This is a genomic window from Bradyrhizobium sp. LMTR 3 (genome assembly GCF_001693485.1).
Classification (GTDB): domain Bacteria; phylum Pseudomonadota; class Alphaproteobacteria; order Rhizobiales; family Xanthobacteraceae; genus Bradyrhizobium.
This window is the reverse complement of sequence record NZ_MAXC01000055.1, coordinates 100,575-118,827: the sequence shown is the minus strand read 5'-3', so window position 1 is coordinate 118,827 and position 18,253 is coordinate 100,575. Positions and strand designations below refer to the sequence as shown.

Annotated in this window: 16 protein-coding genes; 15 read left to right on the top strand and 1 reads right to left on the bottom strand. The window is 63.1% G+C overall.

Annotated elements, in window-relative coordinates; genetic code table 11:
* Window positions 1-3: 3 nt before the first annotated feature.
* The 11 genes from LMTR3_RS34750 to LMTR3_RS34700 all read left to right on the top strand — a co-directional run bounded on the left by LMTR3_RS34750 (window position 4) and on the right by LMTR3_RS34700 (window position 12,615).
* On the top strand, window positions 4-816 hold the full coding sequence (locus LMTR3_RS34750; protein WP_065749457.1) for an ABC transporter substrate-binding protein: 813 nt from the start codon (window positions 4-6) through the stop codon (window positions 814-816).
* On the top strand, window positions 803-1,711 hold the full coding sequence (locus LMTR3_RS34745; protein ID WP_065749456.1) for a polysaccharide deacetylase family protein: 909 nt from the start codon (window positions 803-805) through the stop codon (window positions 1,709-1,711). The genes LMTR3_RS34750 and LMTR3_RS34745 overlap by 14 nt, the downstream gene beginning before the upstream one ends.
* A 14-nt stretch (window positions 1,712-1,725) precedes the next feature.
* Window positions 1,726-3,309, top strand: coding sequence for an ABC transporter substrate-binding protein (locus LMTR3_RS34740; protein ID WP_065749455.1), 1,584 nt, complete (start codon window positions 1,726-1,728; stop codon window positions 3,307-3,309).
* The gene (locus LMTR3_RS34735) at window positions 3,306-4,679 is read left to right on the top strand and encodes an amidohydrolase family protein (RefSeq protein WP_065749454.1); all 1,374 of its coding nucleotides are present in this window, start codon (window positions 3,306-3,308) and stop codon (window positions 4,677-4,679) included. The genes LMTR3_RS34740 and LMTR3_RS34735 overlap by 4 nt, the downstream gene beginning before the upstream one ends.
* A 75-nt stretch (window positions 4,680-4,754) precedes the next feature.
* Complete coding sequence (locus LMTR3_RS34730; RefSeq protein ID WP_065749453.1) at window positions 4,755-5,924, top strand: amidohydrolase/deacetylase family metallohydrolase; 1,170 nt, start codon at window positions 4,755-4,757, stop codon at window positions 5,922-5,924.
* Between the two features lie 141 nt (window positions 5,925-6,065).
* The gene (locus LMTR3_RS34725; protein WP_065749452.1) at window positions 6,066-7,670 is read left to right on the top strand and encodes an ABC transporter substrate-binding protein; all 1,605 of its coding nucleotides are present in this window, start codon (window positions 6,066-6,068) and stop codon (window positions 7,668-7,670) included.
* Window positions 7,671-7,687: 17 nt separating this feature from the next.
* Window positions 7,688-8,629: an ABC transporter permease gene (locus tag LMTR3_RS34720; RefSeq protein WP_065749451.1), complete on the top strand. Its 942-nt coding sequence runs from the start codon at window positions 7,688-7,690 to the stop codon at window positions 8,627-8,629.
* Entirely contained in the window at window positions 8,626-9,549 is a 924-nt protein-coding gene (locus LMTR3_RS34715) for an ABC transporter permease (protein WP_065749450.1), read from the top strand. The genes LMTR3_RS34720 and LMTR3_RS34715 overlap by 4 nt, the downstream gene beginning before the upstream one ends.
* A 3-nt stretch (window positions 9,550-9,552) precedes the next feature.
* Window positions 9,553-10,542: an ABC transporter ATP-binding protein gene (locus LMTR3_RS34710; protein WP_065749449.1), complete on the top strand. Its 990-nt coding sequence runs from the start codon at window positions 9,553-9,555 to the stop codon at window positions 10,540-10,542.
* Window positions 10,539-11,546: an ABC transporter ATP-binding protein gene (locus tag LMTR3_RS34705; protein WP_065749448.1), complete on the top strand. Its 1,008-nt coding sequence runs from the start codon at window positions 10,539-10,541 to the stop codon at window positions 11,544-11,546. Before LMTR3_RS34710 ends, LMTR3_RS34705 begins: the two co-directional genes overlap by 4 nt.
* Window positions 11,547-11,682: 136 nt before the next feature.
* Window positions 11,683-12,615: an N-carbamoyl-D-amino-acid hydrolase gene (locus LMTR3_RS34700; RefSeq protein ID WP_065749447.1), complete on the top strand. Its 933-nt coding sequence runs from the start codon at window positions 11,683-11,685 to the stop codon at window positions 12,613-12,615.
* Window positions 12,616-12,713: 98 nt separating this feature from the next.
* Here LMTR3_RS34700 and LMTR3_RS34695 read toward each other — a convergent pair whose 3' ends face one another.
* Entirely contained in the window at window positions 12,714-13,376 is a 663-nt protein-coding gene (locus tag LMTR3_RS34695; protein WP_065749446.1) for an aspartate/glutamate racemase family protein, read from the bottom strand.
* A gap of 150 nt (window positions 13,377-13,526) precedes the next feature.
* On the opposite strand from LMTR3_RS34695, the gene hydA reads away from it, so the two are divergent.
* Genes hydA through LMTR3_RS34675 form a run of 4 tightly spaced genes read left to right on the top strand, consistent with a single transcriptional unit; the run spans window position 13,527 to window position 18,228 of the window.
* Complete coding sequence (gene hydA, locus LMTR3_RS34690; RefSeq protein ID WP_065749445.1) at window positions 13,527-14,996, top strand: dihydropyrimidinase; 1,470 nt, start codon at window positions 13,527-13,529, stop codon at window positions 14,994-14,996.
* A 58-nt stretch (window positions 14,997-15,054) separates the two neighbouring features.
* Complete coding sequence (locus LMTR3_RS34685) at window positions 15,055-16,032, top strand: NAD-dependent epimerase/dehydratase family protein (RefSeq protein ID WP_065749444.1); 978 nt, start codon at window positions 15,055-15,057, stop codon at window positions 16,030-16,032.
* Between the two features lies 1 nt (window position 16,033).
* Window positions 16,034-16,795, top strand: coding sequence for an SDR family oxidoreductase (locus tag LMTR3_RS34680; RefSeq protein WP_065749443.1), 762 nt, complete (start codon window positions 16,034-16,036; stop codon window positions 16,793-16,795).
* Window positions 16,792-18,228 carry an NAD(P)-binding domain-containing protein gene (locus tag LMTR3_RS34675; protein ID WP_065749442.1) on the top strand — a complete coding sequence of 479 codons (1,437 nt, stop codon included), beginning with the start codon at window positions 16,792-16,794 and terminating at the stop codon, window positions 18,226-18,228. Before LMTR3_RS34680 ends, LMTR3_RS34675 begins: the two co-directional genes overlap by 4 nt.
* The last annotated feature ends 25 nt before the right edge of the window (window positions 18,229-18,253 follow it).

Here is an 18,253-nt window from a genome sequence, read left to right as displayed (position 1 = left end):
TCAATGATGAAACAGTTTCTTGCTATCGCACTGATTTGCGCTTCGGCTTCGGCCATGGCAATCGAATTGCCTCCAGAAATCGCAAAGCAGGGCAATATCCGGGTTGCTATCGTGCCGAACTATCCGCCGATGGAATTTAAGGATCCGGCCACCAACACCCTGACCGGCTTCGATGTTGAGCTCGGCGAGGCGCTCGGGCGAAAGCTCGGTATCAAGATCGTCTGGCAGGAAACCAGTTTCGACCAGATGATGCCTGCAATCACGAGTGGGAGAGTGGATGCAATCCTCTCCGGCATGACGGACCTCGCAAGCCGGCAGGACAGCGCGACCTTTATCGACTATCTTCGCAACGGGCCTCGCTTCTTCGTCCAGCAATCTCGTGCCGCGGAGTTCAAGGATACGATGGCGCTTTGCGGGAAAAAGGTGGGCGCCAGCCGGCGCACGTCCTTTCCGAAGCTGATCGCCGCCTGGAGCGATGCTCATTGTGGCGGCAACCCCATTATTTTCGTCGGCACGGAAGGTTCGGCCGATGCTCGGACCCAGCTCAAGCAGGCGCGCATCGACGCTGCCGTCCAGGGTGGCGAGACGCTTCCCTACATCATGGACCTCGAACCAGGTGCCTATGTCCCGATCGGTGACGTTTTCGCGGTGCAGTTCACCGGGCTTGCCTTGAACGTCAAGGAGAAGGCGCTTCAGCAAGCGGTTGTCGAAGCGCTGGATGCCTTGATCGCGGACGGCTCCTACCGTGCTCTGCTTGCGAAGTGGAAATTGACCGACTACGGCGTAGAGAAGGCGACGATCAATGCTGGACAGTAAAGCGCTCGCGAGCATTCCGCTCATTCCGGCAAATACCGCGCCGCCGGCTCCGGACTATCCCTGGCCCAAGCCTTACACCTCCGCGATGTTCCTCTCGTTCGACGTGGACGCAGAGAGTGCGTGGACCAGCAAGGACGCGCTGCACGCCCAGCGCCTTATCACGATGAGTTATGGTGGCTACGAAGCGCGCGTCGGTGCGCCGAAGCTACTGGAACTGCTCGCGCAGCTTGATCTGAAGGCGACGTTCTTCGTCACCGGCTGGTCGGTCGACGCCCATCCGGCGATGGCCGAGGCCATTCTCAAGGCGGGGCACGAGATCGGCCATCACGGCTATCACCATTTGCTGCCGGATCCGGGTGACCCCTGGATCGAGGAAGAACTGGAGCGGGGCTTTGTGGCCCTGAAACGCCGGCTCGGCGTCAAGCCGATCGGCTATCGGGCGCCTTATGGCGAGTTCACCGAAGAGCTGCGCGCGGCGCTGGTGCGTCACGGCATCGTCTACACCTCCTCGTTTCGTGACGACGTGCGGCCCTACCGCCATCGCTTGGCCGATGGCCGGCCAGGCACGATCGAACTCCCGGTGACCGCGAGCTACGACGACTGGATGCACGGACTGTCGGCCCGGTTCAGCCCGCGGTCGATCTTTCCGAAAGAGCATGTGCTCTCGATCTGGAAGGACGAACTCGACGAAGTCAGGGATTGGGGCGCGATGGTCACGACGGTGCTGCACCCGCAATGCAGCGGCCGTCCAATGCGGCTTCGTCTGCTGCGCGAATTTCTCACCTATGCCAGATCCTGCCCCGATCTTTGGATCGCGACCGGAGAGGCAATCGCGGCGAATTTCCAGGTCCACGAGACGGCCGCTGCTGCGAGCGCCGGTCACGCGTCACGATGAGGAGGAGGCGTTCCATGCTCGTTTCCCGGCGCTCCCTGTTGCGGGCCGCTGCTGCGGCGCCGGCACTTGCGCTGCCAGGTGTCCTGCGCGCTCAGTCGCAGACCACGCTGCGTTTCGTTCCCGTGATCGATCTGGCCTTCGTGGATCCGATCTATGCCACCGCCCAGGTCACGCGAAACCACGGTTTCATGGTCTACGATACGCTCTATGGCATGAATTCGGCGCTGGAGGTCTCGCCTCAGATGCTGTCCGGTCACGTCGTCTCCAATGATCAGCGGCAGTGGGATCTCACGCTACGCGATGGTTTGTTCTGGCACGACGGCGAGCGCGTTTTGGCGCGTGACTGCGTCGCAAGTATCCGCCGCTGGGCGGCGCGCGACGGGTTTGGAGCCGAACTGATTGCTGCGACCGACGAGTTGTCGGCACCCGACGACCGCACCATCCGTTTTCGGTTGAAGCGTCCATTCCCGTTACTGCCGCAGGCTCTCGGCAAGGCTGCCGTCCACGCACCGTTCATGATGCCCGAGCGGCTGGCGAGCCAGGATCCTTTCAAGCCGATCACCGAGGTCGTCGGCAGCGGTCCCTTCCGATTTGTCGCGAACGAGCGTGCCCAAGGGGTGCAAAACGTCTACGCCCGGTTTGAGCGCTATCAGCCCCGTCAGGAAGGCAAGCCGGATTGGACCGCCGGCCCGAAGATCGTGCACTACGATCGCGTCGTCTGGACGACGATGCCGGACGCCGGGACGGCCGCCGCCGCCCTGCAAACCGGTGAGCAGGACTGGCAGGAAACGGCGCCGCACGATCTGCTGCCGGTGCTCAACGCCGCGGGCGACATAACGACCCGGGTTCTCGATCCGCGGGGCTATACATGCATGCTCCGCGTCAACCATTTGCAGCCGCCATTCGATAATCCGGCTGTTCGTCGCGCGCTGCTGGGCGCGATCAATCAGGCAGATTTCATGACGGCCGTCGCAGGCAGCAATCCGGCCTATCAGTTTTCGCCGATCGGCTTTTTCGCGCCGGGAACCTCGATGGCGAGCGATGTCGGCCTCAACGTTTTCCGGGGGCCGCGCGACATGGCGAAAGTCAACGCCGACCTGAAAGCGGCCGGCTACAATGGCGAGAAGGTCGTCCTGCTCGTTCCGACCAACTCGGCCGCCCAAAAACCGCTCGGCAACGTGGCTGCCGACATGCTGCGGAAGGCCGGCATGAATGTGGAATTTACCGCACTGGACTTCGCGGTCGTGCTGCAGCGGCAACAGAAGAAGGACCCGATCGATCAAGGTGGCTGGAACGCCGCCGTCGGCAACTGGCAAGGGATCGACTGGCTCAATCCGGCGGCCAATACCAATCTGCGCGGCGAAGCCAACGCGGCCGGTTGGTACACGAGCGAGAAGATGGGAGCGTTGCGAAGCCGGTGGCTGGCAGCCCCCACGCTCGCCGAGCAGCAGCAAGTCTGCCGCGAGGTCCAGGCGCTGGCGTTCGAGGAAATTCCATACTTCCCGATCGGCCAGTACAAGCAGCCGACCGCGTACCGCAAGAACATCACCGGCATCCTGGACGGAACGGCGGTGTTCTGGAACGTGCGGCCGGCATGAGCGGAATCGCGATCTTCGGCAGTTATGTGTTGTCACGCCGCGATGGCGCGCAGGAGGTGCTGCGCGATCATTGGGTGTTGCTTGAGGGCAAGCGGATCGTCGCAGTGACGCGCGACAAGCCGTCCGCTACCGAGGTCTTCGACAGGCCGGGCCGCTTTGTGCTGCCCGGCCTGATCAACATGCACAACCACTGCTTCAGCGAAGCGGTCGCGCGGACGCATACGGAAGATGGCAATGGCCGCCGCAACAACCAGAGCATCGTCTATACGGTGCTGCTGCCGCTGACCAAGCGCGGCGCGGTGCTGCTGTCGCCGACAGAGCGCCTTGCAATCGCACGGCTTGGCATCCTGCAACTGCTGAAGGGCGGCGCCACAACGGTGATGGAGCCGTTTCGCAACTCGATCCCGGAGATGTTCGACGCTGGCGAGGAGATGGGGATCCGGTTCTACGGCGCGCCCTATCTGTTCTCCACATCGGATGCCACGGCCGGACCGGATGGCGTGGTGCGCTATGCCGGCGATGACGGCCAGGCCGATCTGAATACCTGGAATGCACTGTATCAGCGCTGGAACGGGCGCGGCGACGGCCGGATCGGCGTCGCGATGAGCCCGCACGCAACAGACACATGTGGCCCGGACCTGCTGAAGGCGTGCGCGGTTCGCGCGCGCGAACTCGATGTTCCCATCACGACCCATGTCGCCCAGAGCGCCGCCGAGGTCGCCACGATCGGCGCACGCTACGATGGCCGCACGCCGGCGGAATATCTCGACTGGTTGGGCCTGCTTGCGCCAGACCTTCTGGCGGCGCACTGCATCGCCAGTTCCGATAGCGATTTGAAGCTGATGGCGGCGAGGGGCGCCACGGTGCTGAACTGTCCGCGCGTGTTTGCGCGCTCCGGTGTTACCGCCGCGTTTAGCCGGTTCGCCGGGCACGGCGTCGGGACGGTGGTCGCAACCGACGGCTACAATATGGATCTGCTCGGCGAACTGAATGCCGCTTCGATGATCTCGAAGATCGCGTCCGGACGCGCTGATGTGGCAAGCGCGCCGGACCTGATCGAGTCGGTCACTGCAACCGCGGCTTCGTTGCTCAAGCGGCCGGACCTCGGGGTGATCGCGCCGGGCGCAACCGCCGACCTCACCGTCGTCGACCTAACCCATCCGCACCTTCAGCCGCTGTTCGATCCCAGACGCGGACTGGTCGCGCTCGCGAACCGCGCCAATATCGACCAGGTCGTCGTTGATGGACGCGTCCTGATCGATGCCGGGCAATACGTTCACGGCGACGAGGCTGCGATAATCTCGGCCGCAACCGCGGCGATTGGCAAAATCTGGGATCTGCCGGAAGCGCAGGCCGCCTTCAATGGTTGACGGCTGGTCGATCCATCCGCTTCCGTGGGCAGGCGGCTCCCGCCGCTTCCTTCACGGTCATATCAGGAGATGACGATGGCTTTCGATTTGGTCCTGCGTGGTGGCCGGGTGATCGACCCCTCCCAGAAGCTCGATGCCGTAGCGGATGTCGCCTTCGCCAACGGCAAAGTCGTCATGGTCGGCAACGAGCTCAAGGCCGACCCGGGAACGGACGTGCGCGACGTCTCGGGCTACATTGTTACTCCAGGGCTCATCGACCTGCACACCCACGTCTATTGGGGCGGCACCTCGCTCGGCATCGACGCCGAGGAGTTCTGCCGCACCTCCGGTGTCACCACGGCGGTGGACACTGGCAGCGCTGGCCCCGGTAATTTCGCAGGCTTTCGCAAGCATGTGATCGAGCGGAGCGAGGTTCGCATCCTCGCCTATCTGCATGTCTCGCACGCCGGCATTTATGGCTTTTCGCGTAGGGTCATGGTCGGTGAAAGCGAGGAGATCCGGCTGATGAACCCGATCGACGCCGTCGCGGTGGCCGAGGCCAACCGCGACCTCATCGTCGGCATCAAGGTGCGGGTCGGTCTTCACGCCTCCGGCACTTCGGGGCTCGTTCCGCTGGACATCGCGCTCGAGGTCGCCGATCAGGTTGGTATGCCGCTGATGGCACATATCGACCATCCGCCGCCGAGCTACGAGGAGGTGGTCGCGCGGCTGCGTCCCGGCGACGTTCTCACCCACGCATTCCGGCCGTTTCCCAATACGGCCGCGACAGCCCAGGGCACGGTGAAAAAAGTCGTGCTGGAGGCGCGCGAACGTGGCGTGTTGTTCGACATCGGCCACGGCAAAGGCTCGTTCGCCTTCAAGACCGCGCGGGCGATGCTCGCCAACGGCTTTTATCCGGACACCATCTCCTCGGATGTCCATCTCCTGTGCATCGACGGCCCAGCCTTCGATCAGGTGACGACCATGTCCAAGTTCCTTTGCATGGGTATGCCGCTCCCTGATGTGATCGCGGCTTCGACGGTCAATGCGGCAATGGCGCTGCGGCGTCCCGAGCTCGGCAGCCTCAAGCCGGGGAGCGTGGGAGACGCCACCCTGATCTCGATCGCGTCAGGCCAGTTCGACTACGTTGACGTCGTCGGCGAGCACCTGATGGGTGATCGCAAGATCGTATCCGAAGGCGTCGTGATCGGTGGACGTTGGTGGCACCCGCAACAATCGTCGAAATTCAAGCAGCGCGTCGGCTGAAGCTGCTGGCATACCGCTTGCAAGCATAAGGAGACTAATTGCTATCCGTCTGACTGGCCTGTTTCGCCTCATTTGGTGCCGAATCCTCGGCCGATGAAACGGGCGGAACCGCTGCAACAATTTCGAGACTGGGAGAGCACTATGGATCGCAGGACTCTGTTGAAGGGAATAGCCGGGGTAGGCAGCCTGGCGGCAACCGGCGGGCTTTCGATGCCGGCCCTTTCCCAAAGCGCAGCGGCGCGCACCTTGCGCTTCGTGCCCCAGGCCAACCTCGCGAATTTCGATCCCATCTGGGGGACCCAGTATGTCGTGCGCAATGCCGCTGCGATGGTGTGGGATACCCTTTACGGCCTCGACGACAAGCTGCAGCCGCAACGCCAGATGGTCGAGTCCGAAGAAGTGACCGATGACGGTCTGACCTGGACCTTTCGCCTTCGATCAGGGTTGAAATTTCACGACGGCGAGCCGGTGCTGAGCAAGGACGTGGTAGCGAGCCTCGCGCGTTGGTCGGTTCGCGATCCCATGGGGCAGATGATCAAGGCGATCCAGAACGAGCTGACCGCCGTCGACGACAAAACCTTCAAATGGGTGCTGAAGCAGCCTTATCCGAAGATGATGCTGGCGCTGGGCAAGAACAGTACGCCCTGCGCCTTCATCATGCCGGAGCGCATGGCCCAGACTGACCCGTTCAAGCAGATCGCCGAATATATCGGCTCGGGTCCGATGAAGTTCGCGAAGGGCGAGTGGGTGCCCGGCGCCAAGGCGGTGTTCGAGAAGTTTGCCGATTACGTGCCGCGGCAGGAGAAGGCGTCCTGGCTTGCCGGCGGCAAGCAGATGCTGATCGACCGCGTTGAATGGGTGGTGATCCCGGATCCCGCGACCGCGGCGGCCGCGCTGCAGAACGGCGAGGTCGATTGGTGGGAGAATCCGATCCCCGATCTGGTGCCGGTACTCAGGAAGAATCGCAACATCAGCGTCGACATCGCCGATCCGCTCGGCAACATCGGTGCGTTCCGGATGAACCATCTGCACCCGCCCTTCAACGAAGTGAGGGCGCGACGCGCGTTGCTCACGGCGCTGAGCCAGGAAGATTACATGCGTGCGCTGGTTGGTGACGATACTGCGCTGTGGAAGCCGCTGCCAGGCTTCTTCACGCCGAATACGCCACTCTACACCGAAGAGGGCGGCGAGATTCTGAAGGGCAAGCGCGATTTCGCCGCGGCGAAAAAGCTGTTGGCCGAGAGCGGCTATACGGACCAGCCGGTCACGTGTGTCGTCGCGCAGGATCAGCCGATCACCAAGGCGCAGGGCGATGTCACGGCGGATCTATTGAAGAAGATGGGCATGAATGTCGATTTCGTCGCGACCGATTGGGGCACGGTCGGTTCGCGCCGCGCCCAGAAGACGCCTCCGGGCCAGGGCGGCTGGCAAATGTTTCACACTTGGCACGCGGGCGCGGACTGCATCAGCCCCGCCGCCTACAACGCCATTCGCGGCACCGGCGACAAGGCGTGGTTTGGCTGGCCGACGAGCGCGACCGTGGAAAAGGAGGTTACGGCATGGTTCGACGCCAAGAGTATTGATGAAGAGAAGGCGGCGGTGAAGCGCCTCAACAAGGCGGCGCTCGAGGACGTCATCTATGCACCGACCGGCTTCTTCCTTAGCTACACCGCGTGGCGCAAGAACATTGCGGGGGTGACGAAGGGACCGTTGCCCTTCTTCTGGGGCGTGTCGAAGACCGCATGATGGGGCGGTGAATCCACATGCTCTCATATCTGCTCCGACGCATTCTCGCGACCCTGCCGGTGATGGCGATCGTCGCGCTGTTCGTGTTCAGCCTGCTCTATATCGCGCCGGGCGATCCGGCGGCCGTGATTGCGGGCGACCAGGCGAGCCCCGCCGACGTGGAGCGTATTCGTCAGGCCCTCGGCCTCGACAGGCCGTTTCTGGTTCAGTTCGGGAGCTGGGTCTGGCGTATCCTGCACGGCGATCTCGGTACCTCGATCTTCACCAACCTGCCGGTCGGCTCGCTGATCGCGCAGCGGATCGAGCCGACGCTCTCGCTGATGGTGATTACCCTCGTCCTGACGCTTCTGATCGCCGTGCCGCTCGGTGTCGTGGCGGCGTGGAAGGCTGGAACTTGGCTGGACCGCACCATCATGGCGTTTGCCGTGTTCGGTTTCTCGCTTCCTGTCTTTGTCGTCGGATACGTGCTGGCATACGTGTTCGCATTACATCTCGAATGGCTTCCGGTGCAGGGCTATACGCCGCTGGCCGAAGGCTTCTGGCCATGGCTGGTGAACCTGATCCTCCCCGCCGTCGCGCTCGGCTGTGTCTACATCGCGTTGATCGCGCGCATCACCCGTGCCGCCATGCTCGAGGTGCTGCAGCAGGATTATATCCGCACCGCCCGCGCCAAGGGCCTGGGGCAGAACAGCATCCTGTTCATTCATGCGCTGAAAAACGCAGCCGTTCCGATTGTGACGGTAATAGGCATCGGTATCGCGCTTCTGATCGGCGGCGCGGTGGTTACCGAAAGCGTGTTCGCCATCCCCGGCCTCGGCCGGCTGACGATCGATGCGATCCTGCGCCGCGACTATCCGGTGATCCAGGGCATCGTCCTGCTGTTCAGCTTCCTCTACGTGCTGGTCAATCTGATGGTCGATGTCACCTACACCCTGGTTGACCCGAGGATCCGCTATTGACCGGTCCGACCACCAGTACTGCGCGACTGCCGCCGGGCCTTGTTCTGGCGCCGCAACTGCCGGATCTGCTGCCGCCGGTGGCAGTCCGGCGCGGTATCCTCGGCTTCCTCCGCAACCATCCGACGGTCGCGATCGGCGGCGCGTTGCTCCTCTGCCTCGTGTTGGTCGGGATCTTCGCGCCCTATCTCGGGACCGTCGATCCGACCGCGCTCGCTCCCGCCAAACGCACGCGCGCGCCATCTGCGGACTTCTGGTTCGGCACCGATGCGTTGGGCCGCGACATCTATTCGCGTGTGCTCTACGGAGCACGCGTGTCGCTCACCGTAGGCCTTTCGGTGGCGCTATTGGCCTCGCTCGCCGGTCTTGTCATCGGCCTCGTCTCGGGTTTCGTGCGGTGGGCTGATGGCATCGTGATGCGCTTCATGGACGGGCTGATGTCGATCCCGCCGATCCTGCTCGCCGTCGCGTTGATGGCGTTGACGCGCGGCAGCGTCGGCAACGTCATCCTGGCCATCGCCGTCGCCGAGATCCCGCGCGTTTCGCGTCTCGTGCGCAGCGTCGTGCTGTCGCTGCGCGAGCAGCCCTATGTGGATGCAGCCACAGCCTCGGGCACGCGAACGCCGATGATCATCCTGCGCCACATCCTGCCTAACACGCTGGCGCCGCTGCTGGTCCAGGCGACCTATATCTGCGCCAGCGCGATGATCGTAGAGTCCATCCTCTCCTTCATCGGCGCCGGCACGCCACCTACGATTCCGTCCTGGGGTAACATCATGGCCGAGGGCAGGGCACTGTGGCAGGTAAAGCCCTTCATCGTGTTCTTTCCCGCCGCCTTCCTGTCCGTGACCGTGCTCGCCGTCAACCTGCTCGGCGACGGCTTGCGTGATGCACTCGATCCGCGAATGGCCAAGGACCTGTAGAGCGTGGCATTGCTCGACGTTCAGAATCTGCAGACTCATTTCCGCACCCCCGAGGGTGTCAACCGCGCCGTCGACGGCGTTTCCTTTCACGTCGACGAAGGCGAGACGCTGGCCATTGTCGGCGAGTCCGGCTGCGGCAAGTCGGTCACCTCCATGTCGTTGATGCGGCTGATCCCCGAGCCTCCGGGCAGAATAGCGGGCGCTATCCATTTCCAGGGAAAGGATCTGTTGCAACTCTCCGAGCGTGAGATGCGCGCGATCCGCGGCAACGACATATCGATGATCTTCCAGGAGCCGATGACGAGCCTCAATCCGGTCCTGACCGTCGGCCGTCAGATCGGCGAGACGCTACGGATGCATCAAGGGCTGGACAGGCAAGCCGCACTGACGCGCGCCATCGAGATGCTGACATTGGTTGGCATCCCGGAGCCGGTGCGACGCGTGCGCGAATATCCGCATCAACTTTCCGGCGGCATGCGCCAGCGCGTAATGATCGCCATGGCGCTTGCCTGCAACCCAAAGCTCCTGATCGCCGACGAGCCGACGACGGCGCTGGATGTGACGATCCAGGCGCAGATCCTGCAATTGATGCTGGACCTCAAGCGCCGTGTCGGTGCGGCGATCATTCTGATCACCCATGATCTCGGTGTGGTCGCTGAAATCGCCGAGCGCGTCATGGTCATGTATGCCGGCCGCAAGTTGGAGGAAGCGCCAGTGGCCGAGCTGTTCCGCTCTCCGCGGCATCCCTACACACAGGGCCTGCTTGGCGCGCTGCCGAGGCTCGGCTCCTCCCTGACGGGCACGGCGAGGCGCCTTGCCGAAATCCCTGGGCAAGTGCCTAGCCTCAAGCAACAGATCGAGGGCTGCGTCTTTGCCGGACGATGTCCCTTGGCCACCGATCTCTGTCGTGAGTTCGCGCCGGGTCTGGAAGAGAAGGGGCCACGCCACATTGCCGCCTGCCATTACGCACCCAAGGAAGCGGCTGCGGCATGAGTGCTCCACTGCTCCAGGTCAACGACCTCAAGAAGCACTTTCCGGTCCGTGGTGGGGTGTTCAGCCGCACATCGAACTGGGTCTATGCCGTGGATGGCGTGTCGTTCGAGGTCGAGCGTGGCCAAACCCTCTCGCTCGTCGGCGAGTCCGGCTGCGGCAAGTCGACGGTCGGCCGCGCCATCCTGCGGCTGTTCGATATCACGGCCGGGCAGGTGGTACTGGATGGCCAGCGGATCGACGATCTTTCGCCCGGCGGGCTGCGCAGCATGCGCCGCCGTGTGCAGGTGGTATTCCAGGATCCGTTCTCCAGCCTCAATCCGCGCATGCGGGTGCGCGATATCCTGGCCGAGCCGATCCGCAATTTCGGTCTCGCCAAATCTTCCGCCGAACTCGAGGCCCGAGTTGCGGCACTGATGGACACCGTGCGCCTGCCGCGCGACGCGCTCAACCGCCGGCCTCACGAATTTTCAGGTGGCCAGCGCCAACGCATCGGCATCGCCCGGGCACTCGCCGCGGAACCTGAACTGATCGTCTGCGACGAGGCGGTCTCGGCGCTCGACGTCTCAGTCAAGGCGCAGATCGTCAATCTGCTGCAGGATTTGCAGCAGGAGTTCGGCCTCGCGCTGCTCTTCATCAGTCACGACCTGGCTGTTGTGGAGCATATGACCCACCGTGTCGCGGTCATGTATCTCGGCAAGATCGTCGAGATGGCACCGAGGCAGCAAATCTTTACCGCGCCGGAGCATCCCTACACCAAGGCGTTGCTCTCGGCGGTGCCGCTGCCCGATCCCGGCGCCGACCGCAATCCCATCATTCTCAAGGGCGACGTTCCGAGCCCGATCAATCCACCCAGCGGATGCCGTTTCCATACCCGCTGCCCATTCGTGTTCGATCGCTGCCGAACGGACGAGCCGGAGCTCCGGTCGGCCGGAGGCGGCGGGTGGGTGGCGTGTCATCTCAAAGCGGTACCGGAAGTGCCGGGCTCGCCCGGTGATCCAAGGTAGGCAGAATTGACTCCCAGCGAACGGAAAATTCTAATGATCAAATCCGGGTAGGAACGGGCTGCGATATACGTCAAATTTCAGGCTGCTTCGTTCTGGTTCGGCGCAGCTTCACTCAAGAACTTTCGAGGAATATTTCATGCGCGTCGTCAACGTTGCCGCCGCCCAGATGGGGCCGATCCAGAAAGCCGAGAGCCGCCAGGCCGTCGTCAAGCGCATGATTGACCTGATGGATGAAGCCAAGGGCAAGGGGGCCGACCTGATCGTCTATCCGGAGCTGGCGCTCACGACGTTCTTTCCACGCTGGTACATGGAAGATCGGGCGGAGGTCGATGTCTGGTTCGAGCGGGAGATGCCGAATGCGGCGACGAGGCCGCTGTTCGAACGCGCCGCACGGTACGAGATGGCCATGAATTTCGGCTATGCCGAGTTGACGCCCGACGGACATCACTTCAACACCAGCATTCTCATCGATAAAGCCGGCAAGATCGTCGGCAAGTATCGCAAGGTTCACCTGCCGGGCCATGCGGAATTCGACACCAAGCGCGCCTTTCAACATCTGGAGAAGCGCTATTTCGAGCCCGGCGACCTCGGCTTCAACGTCTGGCGGGCGCTGGGCGGCATCTTTGGCATGGCGATCTGCAACGACCGCCGCTGGCCGGAGACCTATCGCGTCATGGGCTTGCAGGGCGTCGAGATGGTGCTGATCGGTTACAATACGCCCTCGGTCAATGCGGAGAAGAGTGAGGAAGGGCCGGAGAAGCGGATGTTTCATAACCGCCTCTCGGTGCAGGCCGGTGCGTATCAGAACTCGACATGGGTCGTGTGCGTCGCCAAGGCCGGCGTCGAGGACAGTCACCCATTGATCGGCGGCAGCCTGATCGTCAACCCGGATGGCGAGATCGTTGCCGAAGCCAGGACCGAGGAAGACGAACTCCTGCTGCATCCTTGCGATCTCGATGCCACCGTCTTCGGCAAGGAAACGATCTTCAACTTTGCGCAGCATCGCCGCATCGAGCACTACGGTCTGATCAGCAGCCGCACCGGAGCGGTGCCGCCGCCGGAAAGTTGAGAAGAATGCAGCCGCCGACATGTCCGGCATGCGCGCGAGAGCCATGCGCAATGGCTCGCCCGCGCCAGCGCGGCGATTGGAGACCGGATAAAGGAGGCCTAGTGACGCGAGAACTGCACCGCTCCCAGAGCCATGGTCACGGCGGCCTGCGTCGGATCGATCACGGGAATGCCGAGCGCATCTTCAAGCGGCCTGCGGTGACGCGCCATGCCGGCACAGCCCATCACGATCGCGCCAGCGCCATCCTCGTCCTTCAGCGTGCGTCCCACCTCGATCATCCTGGCCAGGGTCCCTTCGCCAGAGGCGGTCTCTGCCACACTCATGTTGAGCGGCCGCTCGGCGGTCAGCCGGTCCATCAATCCCATCTGCCTGAGATAGCGCAGGTGCCGCCTGATCGAACGCTGGGCGATGGCGATGACGCCAAAACTGTCCGCCCGCGCCAGCGCCGTGAGCACGCCGCATTCGGCGATGCCGAACACGGGCCGGTCGGTGCCTTCGCGGCAAACGTGCAGGCCCGGGTCACTGTAGCAGGCAATGACGAAGGCGGCCGAACTGTTGTCGCTCTCGATCAACCGGCGCAGCGGCATCGTCACGCCGTCGACGTCAGCCTGACTCTCGATTCCGTAAGGACCCTCGGCCAGCGTCTGGCAGACCAGCTCCGGCCCGCCGTCGAAGTTGAGCGGCTTCAACGCTTCCTCCAAACCCTGCGTCACCACGCGGTTGGAATTGGGATTGATGACGAGAATGCGCGGACGGGACATGATGTTTTCCTGCGAGATCAGACATCGTCGCGATCTGGAGAGAAGCAACGACTATGCCACGCAAGCATGATCATTTGCTGGAAACAAGAGTGAGCGAGTGTACGTACAGGCTGAGCCTGCTTCCGGTGCAGACATATCACGGAGTGTTCCATGACTGAACCCGCCTATGACCTGATGATCCGCGGCGGACGCGTCGCGACCGCGACAGATGGCTTCGAGGCGGATGTCGCCGTCTCGGGCGAGGCCATCGCTGCCATCGGCCACGGGCTTGGCACAGCCAAGCGCGAGATCGACGCGCGTGGCAAGCTGGTTCTGCCCGGCGGCGTCGATGCGCACGCTCATATCGAGCAGTTGTCCGCTGCCGGCATCATGAACGCCGATACGTTCGAGAGCGCATCCGTTTCGGCGGCGTTCGGTGGCACCACCACGGTGATCCCGTTCGCCGCCCAGCATGTCGGCATGAATTTGCGGCAAGTGGTCGAGGATTACCATGCGCTCGCCAAGAAGGGTTCGGTGATCGACTATGCCTTCCACATGATCATTGCCGATCCGACCAGGGAAACCCTGGAGGAGCACGTTCCGGCACTGGTCAAGCAGGGGCACGCCTCGATCAAGATCTTCATGACCTACGATCGGCTGAAGATCGACGACGAGCCGTTGCTCGACATTCTTGCCGCGGCACGCGAATCCGGCGCCCTGCTGTGCGCCCACGCCGAGAACCACGGCATCATCGCCTGGATGGTGAAGCGGCTGCTCGCACGCGGCTACACCATGCCGAAATATCATGCCATCAGCCATGCTCGGATTTCGGAAGCCGAGGCGTTCAATCGGCTGATCGGTATGGCGGCGCTGATCGATCAGCCGATCATGATCTTCCATGTTTCCACGGCAGAAGGGGCCAAGGTCATCCGCGACGCGCGTGGGCAGGGCCTGAAGGTGTTTGCGGAGACCTGTCCGCAATATCTGTTTCTCACCGCCGAGGATCTCGATAAGCCCGGCGCGGACGGCGCCAAGTGGATGTGCAGCCCGCCGCCCCGCCGCGTTTCCGACCAGGATGCCCTGTGGCAAGCGCTTGCGCTCGGCGATCTGCAGACCGTTTCATCCGACCATGCGCCCTACCGTTTCGACGAGACCGGAAAATTGCGCGCCGGCCCCAATCCCAATTTCAAGCAGGTTGCGAACGGGTTGCCGGGACTGCAGGTGCGGCTGCCGCTGCTGTTCGACGCGATGGTGTCGAAGGGACGGCTGGGGCTGGAAAAGTTTGTCGAGTTGACCGCGACCGCACCGGCCAAAATTTACAATCTGCATCCCCGCAAGGGCTCGATTGCCGTCGGTGCGGACGCCGATATCGCGATCTGGGATCCCGCGCGCGAGGTGACGCTGCAGGATGAGATGATGCATGATCTGGCCGGCTATACGCCTTTCGCGGGCCGTAAGCTGCGCGGCTGGCCGGTTACCGTACTCTCGCGCGGACGCGTCATTGTCGCGGATGGCAAGCGTTCTGTGGAAGCTGGCTCCGGGCGCTTCCTTCCCCGCAGCGGGGGTGAAGCGGCGAAGCCGACCGGGCGGATTGTGGCCGACATGGATCCTGCACTGAATTTCGGCGCGAAACTGCTGTGAGATACTCGCCGCCGAGTATGGGAATTCCGGGGCGTGACTGCGTTTGGCGGGTTGAGCCATGAAAATCCTGATCTTCGGCGGCTGCGGCTTTGTCGGGCTCAATATCGCTGCGGCGTTGTTGGCGCGCGGCCATGCGGTCACCTTGTTCGACCGAGGGGTCTTGCCGCCTGCCGTGCAACGATCCTTCACTCGCCACGCGGGTTCGCTGAAGACCATTCGGGGCGATATCACTGACCAGCGCGCCGTCGAAGACGTGATCGCCGCTGGTTACGACGCGATCGTCCTCGGTGCCGCGATCACCGCGGGGGCTGCACGCGAAGCCGAAGATCCCGATTCTATCCTTCGCGTCAATCTGCTGGCGCAAGTTCCGATCCTTGCAGCAGCGCGGCGCAATGTCGTCTCACGCATCATCAATCTCTCGTCGGCTGCGGCCTATGGCGATGCTGGTGCGCGGCATCCGCTGCTCGATGAAGAGACGGCATGCGATCCGGCCTCCCTTTACGCCATCACTAAATTTGCGTCCGAGAAAGTCGCTGCGCGTCTAGCCGCGCTCTGGCAAATTGATGTCATCAGCGTGCGGCTAAGCGCGGTATTTGGGCCCTGGGAGCGGGCGACCGGCGTCCGGGACACGCTGAGCCCGCAAGCGCAGATCGTTGCCGTCCTCCGCCAGCATACCGAGGCCGTTCTGCCGCGTCCGGGAATCAGGGACTGGATCTACGCACCTGACGTCGCGGAGGCCTTGGCCATATTGATCGAAGCGGAGAGACCCAGGCATCGCCTCTACAACATCTCGACCGGAAAGCAGTGGACGGCGCTGCAACGGGGGCAGCATCTCACAAGGCTGTATCCAGGCTTCGTCTGCCGGTTGGCCGAGCACGGTGAAGCGCCGACCATCGATCTGCATAGTGCAGCGGAGCGCGCGCCGCTGTCGGTTTCGCGCATGGAGCAGGAGTTCGGCTGGCGTGCGCAATTCGGGTGTGCCGACTCCGCCGCCGATTTGAGCGCGTGGTGGACTGAGCACAGCGAAAGGATGTGACATGCGACTGAAGGGACGAACCGCTGTCATCACCGGGGCTGGGTCCGGCATCGGCCGTGCAAGCGCGGCGCTATTCGCGAGAGAAGGCGCGTTCGTCGCGATGGTCGATCGCGATGGTGCCGGCCTGCAGGATACCGTCGCTGCTATTCGCAGGGCGAACGGTGAAGGTTCAGTGCATGTCGGAGATGTTGGCGACGCCGATTTCGCGAATAGTGTTGTTACCGAAATCGTTACCCGGCACGGCAGACTCGATGTGCTGATGACCGCCGCCGGCTTTTCCTGCGGCGGCACGGTCCTGACGACCGACCCCGCCGATTGGGACGCGGTGTTCCGTACCAATGTCGGCGGCACCTGGCTATGGTCGCGCGCTGCCGTGCCGCAGATGAAACTTCAGCGTAGCGGTTCGATCATCACGCTTGCTTCGCAGCTCGCCATTGCCGGCGGCAGGGGCAACAGCGCCTATATCGCCGCCAAAGGTGCGATCATCAGCCTGACGCGGACAATGGCGCTGGATTTCTCCGATAATGGCATTCGCGTCAACGCCATTGCGCCGGGAGCAATCGATACGCCGATGCTTCGGCGCAGCTTTGCCCGTCATGCAGACCCGGATCCGGTGCGTGAAGCGTCCCGGAATCGTCACGCCATGAAGCGTTTTGGCAACGCGGAGGAGGTCGCCGAGGCAGCTTTGCATCTTGCCAGTGATGCGTCCTCGTTCACCACCGGCACCGTGATGGTGGTCGATGGCGGTTGGCTTGTGGCATGAGCAGCCCGCTTGCAGCACTTGAGGCGCAGGTCAGCGCCGACCTTGCCAAGACCGCGCATCCGAACTCGGCATGGCTCCATGCCAAGCCCGGGCCGGACGGCAAGCCGGCATTGGATGTTCTCGTCATCGGCGCCGGCCAATCCGGCATCGCCATCGGCTTCGGACTGATGCGCTCCCAGGTCACCAACATCCTGGTGTTGGACAAGGCCGAAGAGGGTTTCGAAGGGCCGTGGCTTACCTATGCCCGCATGCCGACGCTGCGCAGCCCGAAGCATTACACCGGCCCCGATCTGGATATCCCGAGCCTGACCTACCAGTCGTGGCACGAGGCCCGCTTCGGCAGCGAAGACTGGCAAAATCTTGATCTGATCCCGCGCCACCTCTGGGCCGAATATCTGCGCTGGTTCAGGCGCACGATAGAGCTGCCGGTGCGCAATGGCTGCGAACTGTTGGAGATTGCGCCGGACGCGGGCGGCCTGCTTGCCGCCGTGGTCAGAAGCGCGGGCGGTGTTGAAACGCTCTACACACGCAAGATCGTTCTGGCGACGGGTCAGGAAGGCATGGGCAAGTGGACGATACCGGAGCCGCTGCGCCACTTGCCGCCCAAGTTCGTGGCGAGCGCAGCCGACAAGATCGATTTCGAGGCGGTGCGTGGCAAGCAAGTTGCGGTGATCGGTGCCGGCGCATCCGCCTTCGACAACGCGGCGACGGCGCTGGAAGCGGGCGCGAGCAAGGTGCACTTGCTTTGCCGACGAGCCGAGATTCAGTTGATCCAGCCCTACCGCTGGCTGACATTTCGCGGTTTCCTGCGTCATCTCAGCGATCTGGATGACGCCTGGCGCTGGCGCTTCATGCGCGCCATCCTTGAAATGCGCGAAGGATTTCCGCAAGCAACCTATGACCGCTGTGCGCGCCGCGCCAATTTCTTCCTGCATGAAGGCGCGCCGATCGAGGCAGCGCGGGAGGTGGGCAGCAAGGTCGAATTGCACACGCCGCGCGGCAACTTCACTGCGGATTTCATCATCTGCGGCACCGGCATTGACATGGACTTTGCAGGCCGGCGAGAACTGCACAGGTTTGCCAGCAACATCGCGACCTGGGCCGATCGTTACCAGCCGCCGGAGAGTGAGCGCAGCGCGCGTCTCGGCCGCTTTCCCTATCTCGCCGATGATTACGCTTTTGTGGAGCGCGTTCCGGGGGAGGCGCCCTGGATTTCCAATATCCATTTGTTCGCCATCGCCTCCACGATGAGCTTCGGTCCTTCCGGATCGTCGATCAATGCGATGACCACGGCGGTACCCAAGCTGGTGCATGGCCTGACGCGCGGCCTGTTTCGCGCTGACATTGAGCAGCACTGGGCTGCGTTCAACGCATATGACGTGCCGCAGGCGGTTGTCACGAGGCAGGCGGAAATTGCTGGAAAAGTAGGATGATCCCGAATGCCCCGAGCCATTCATC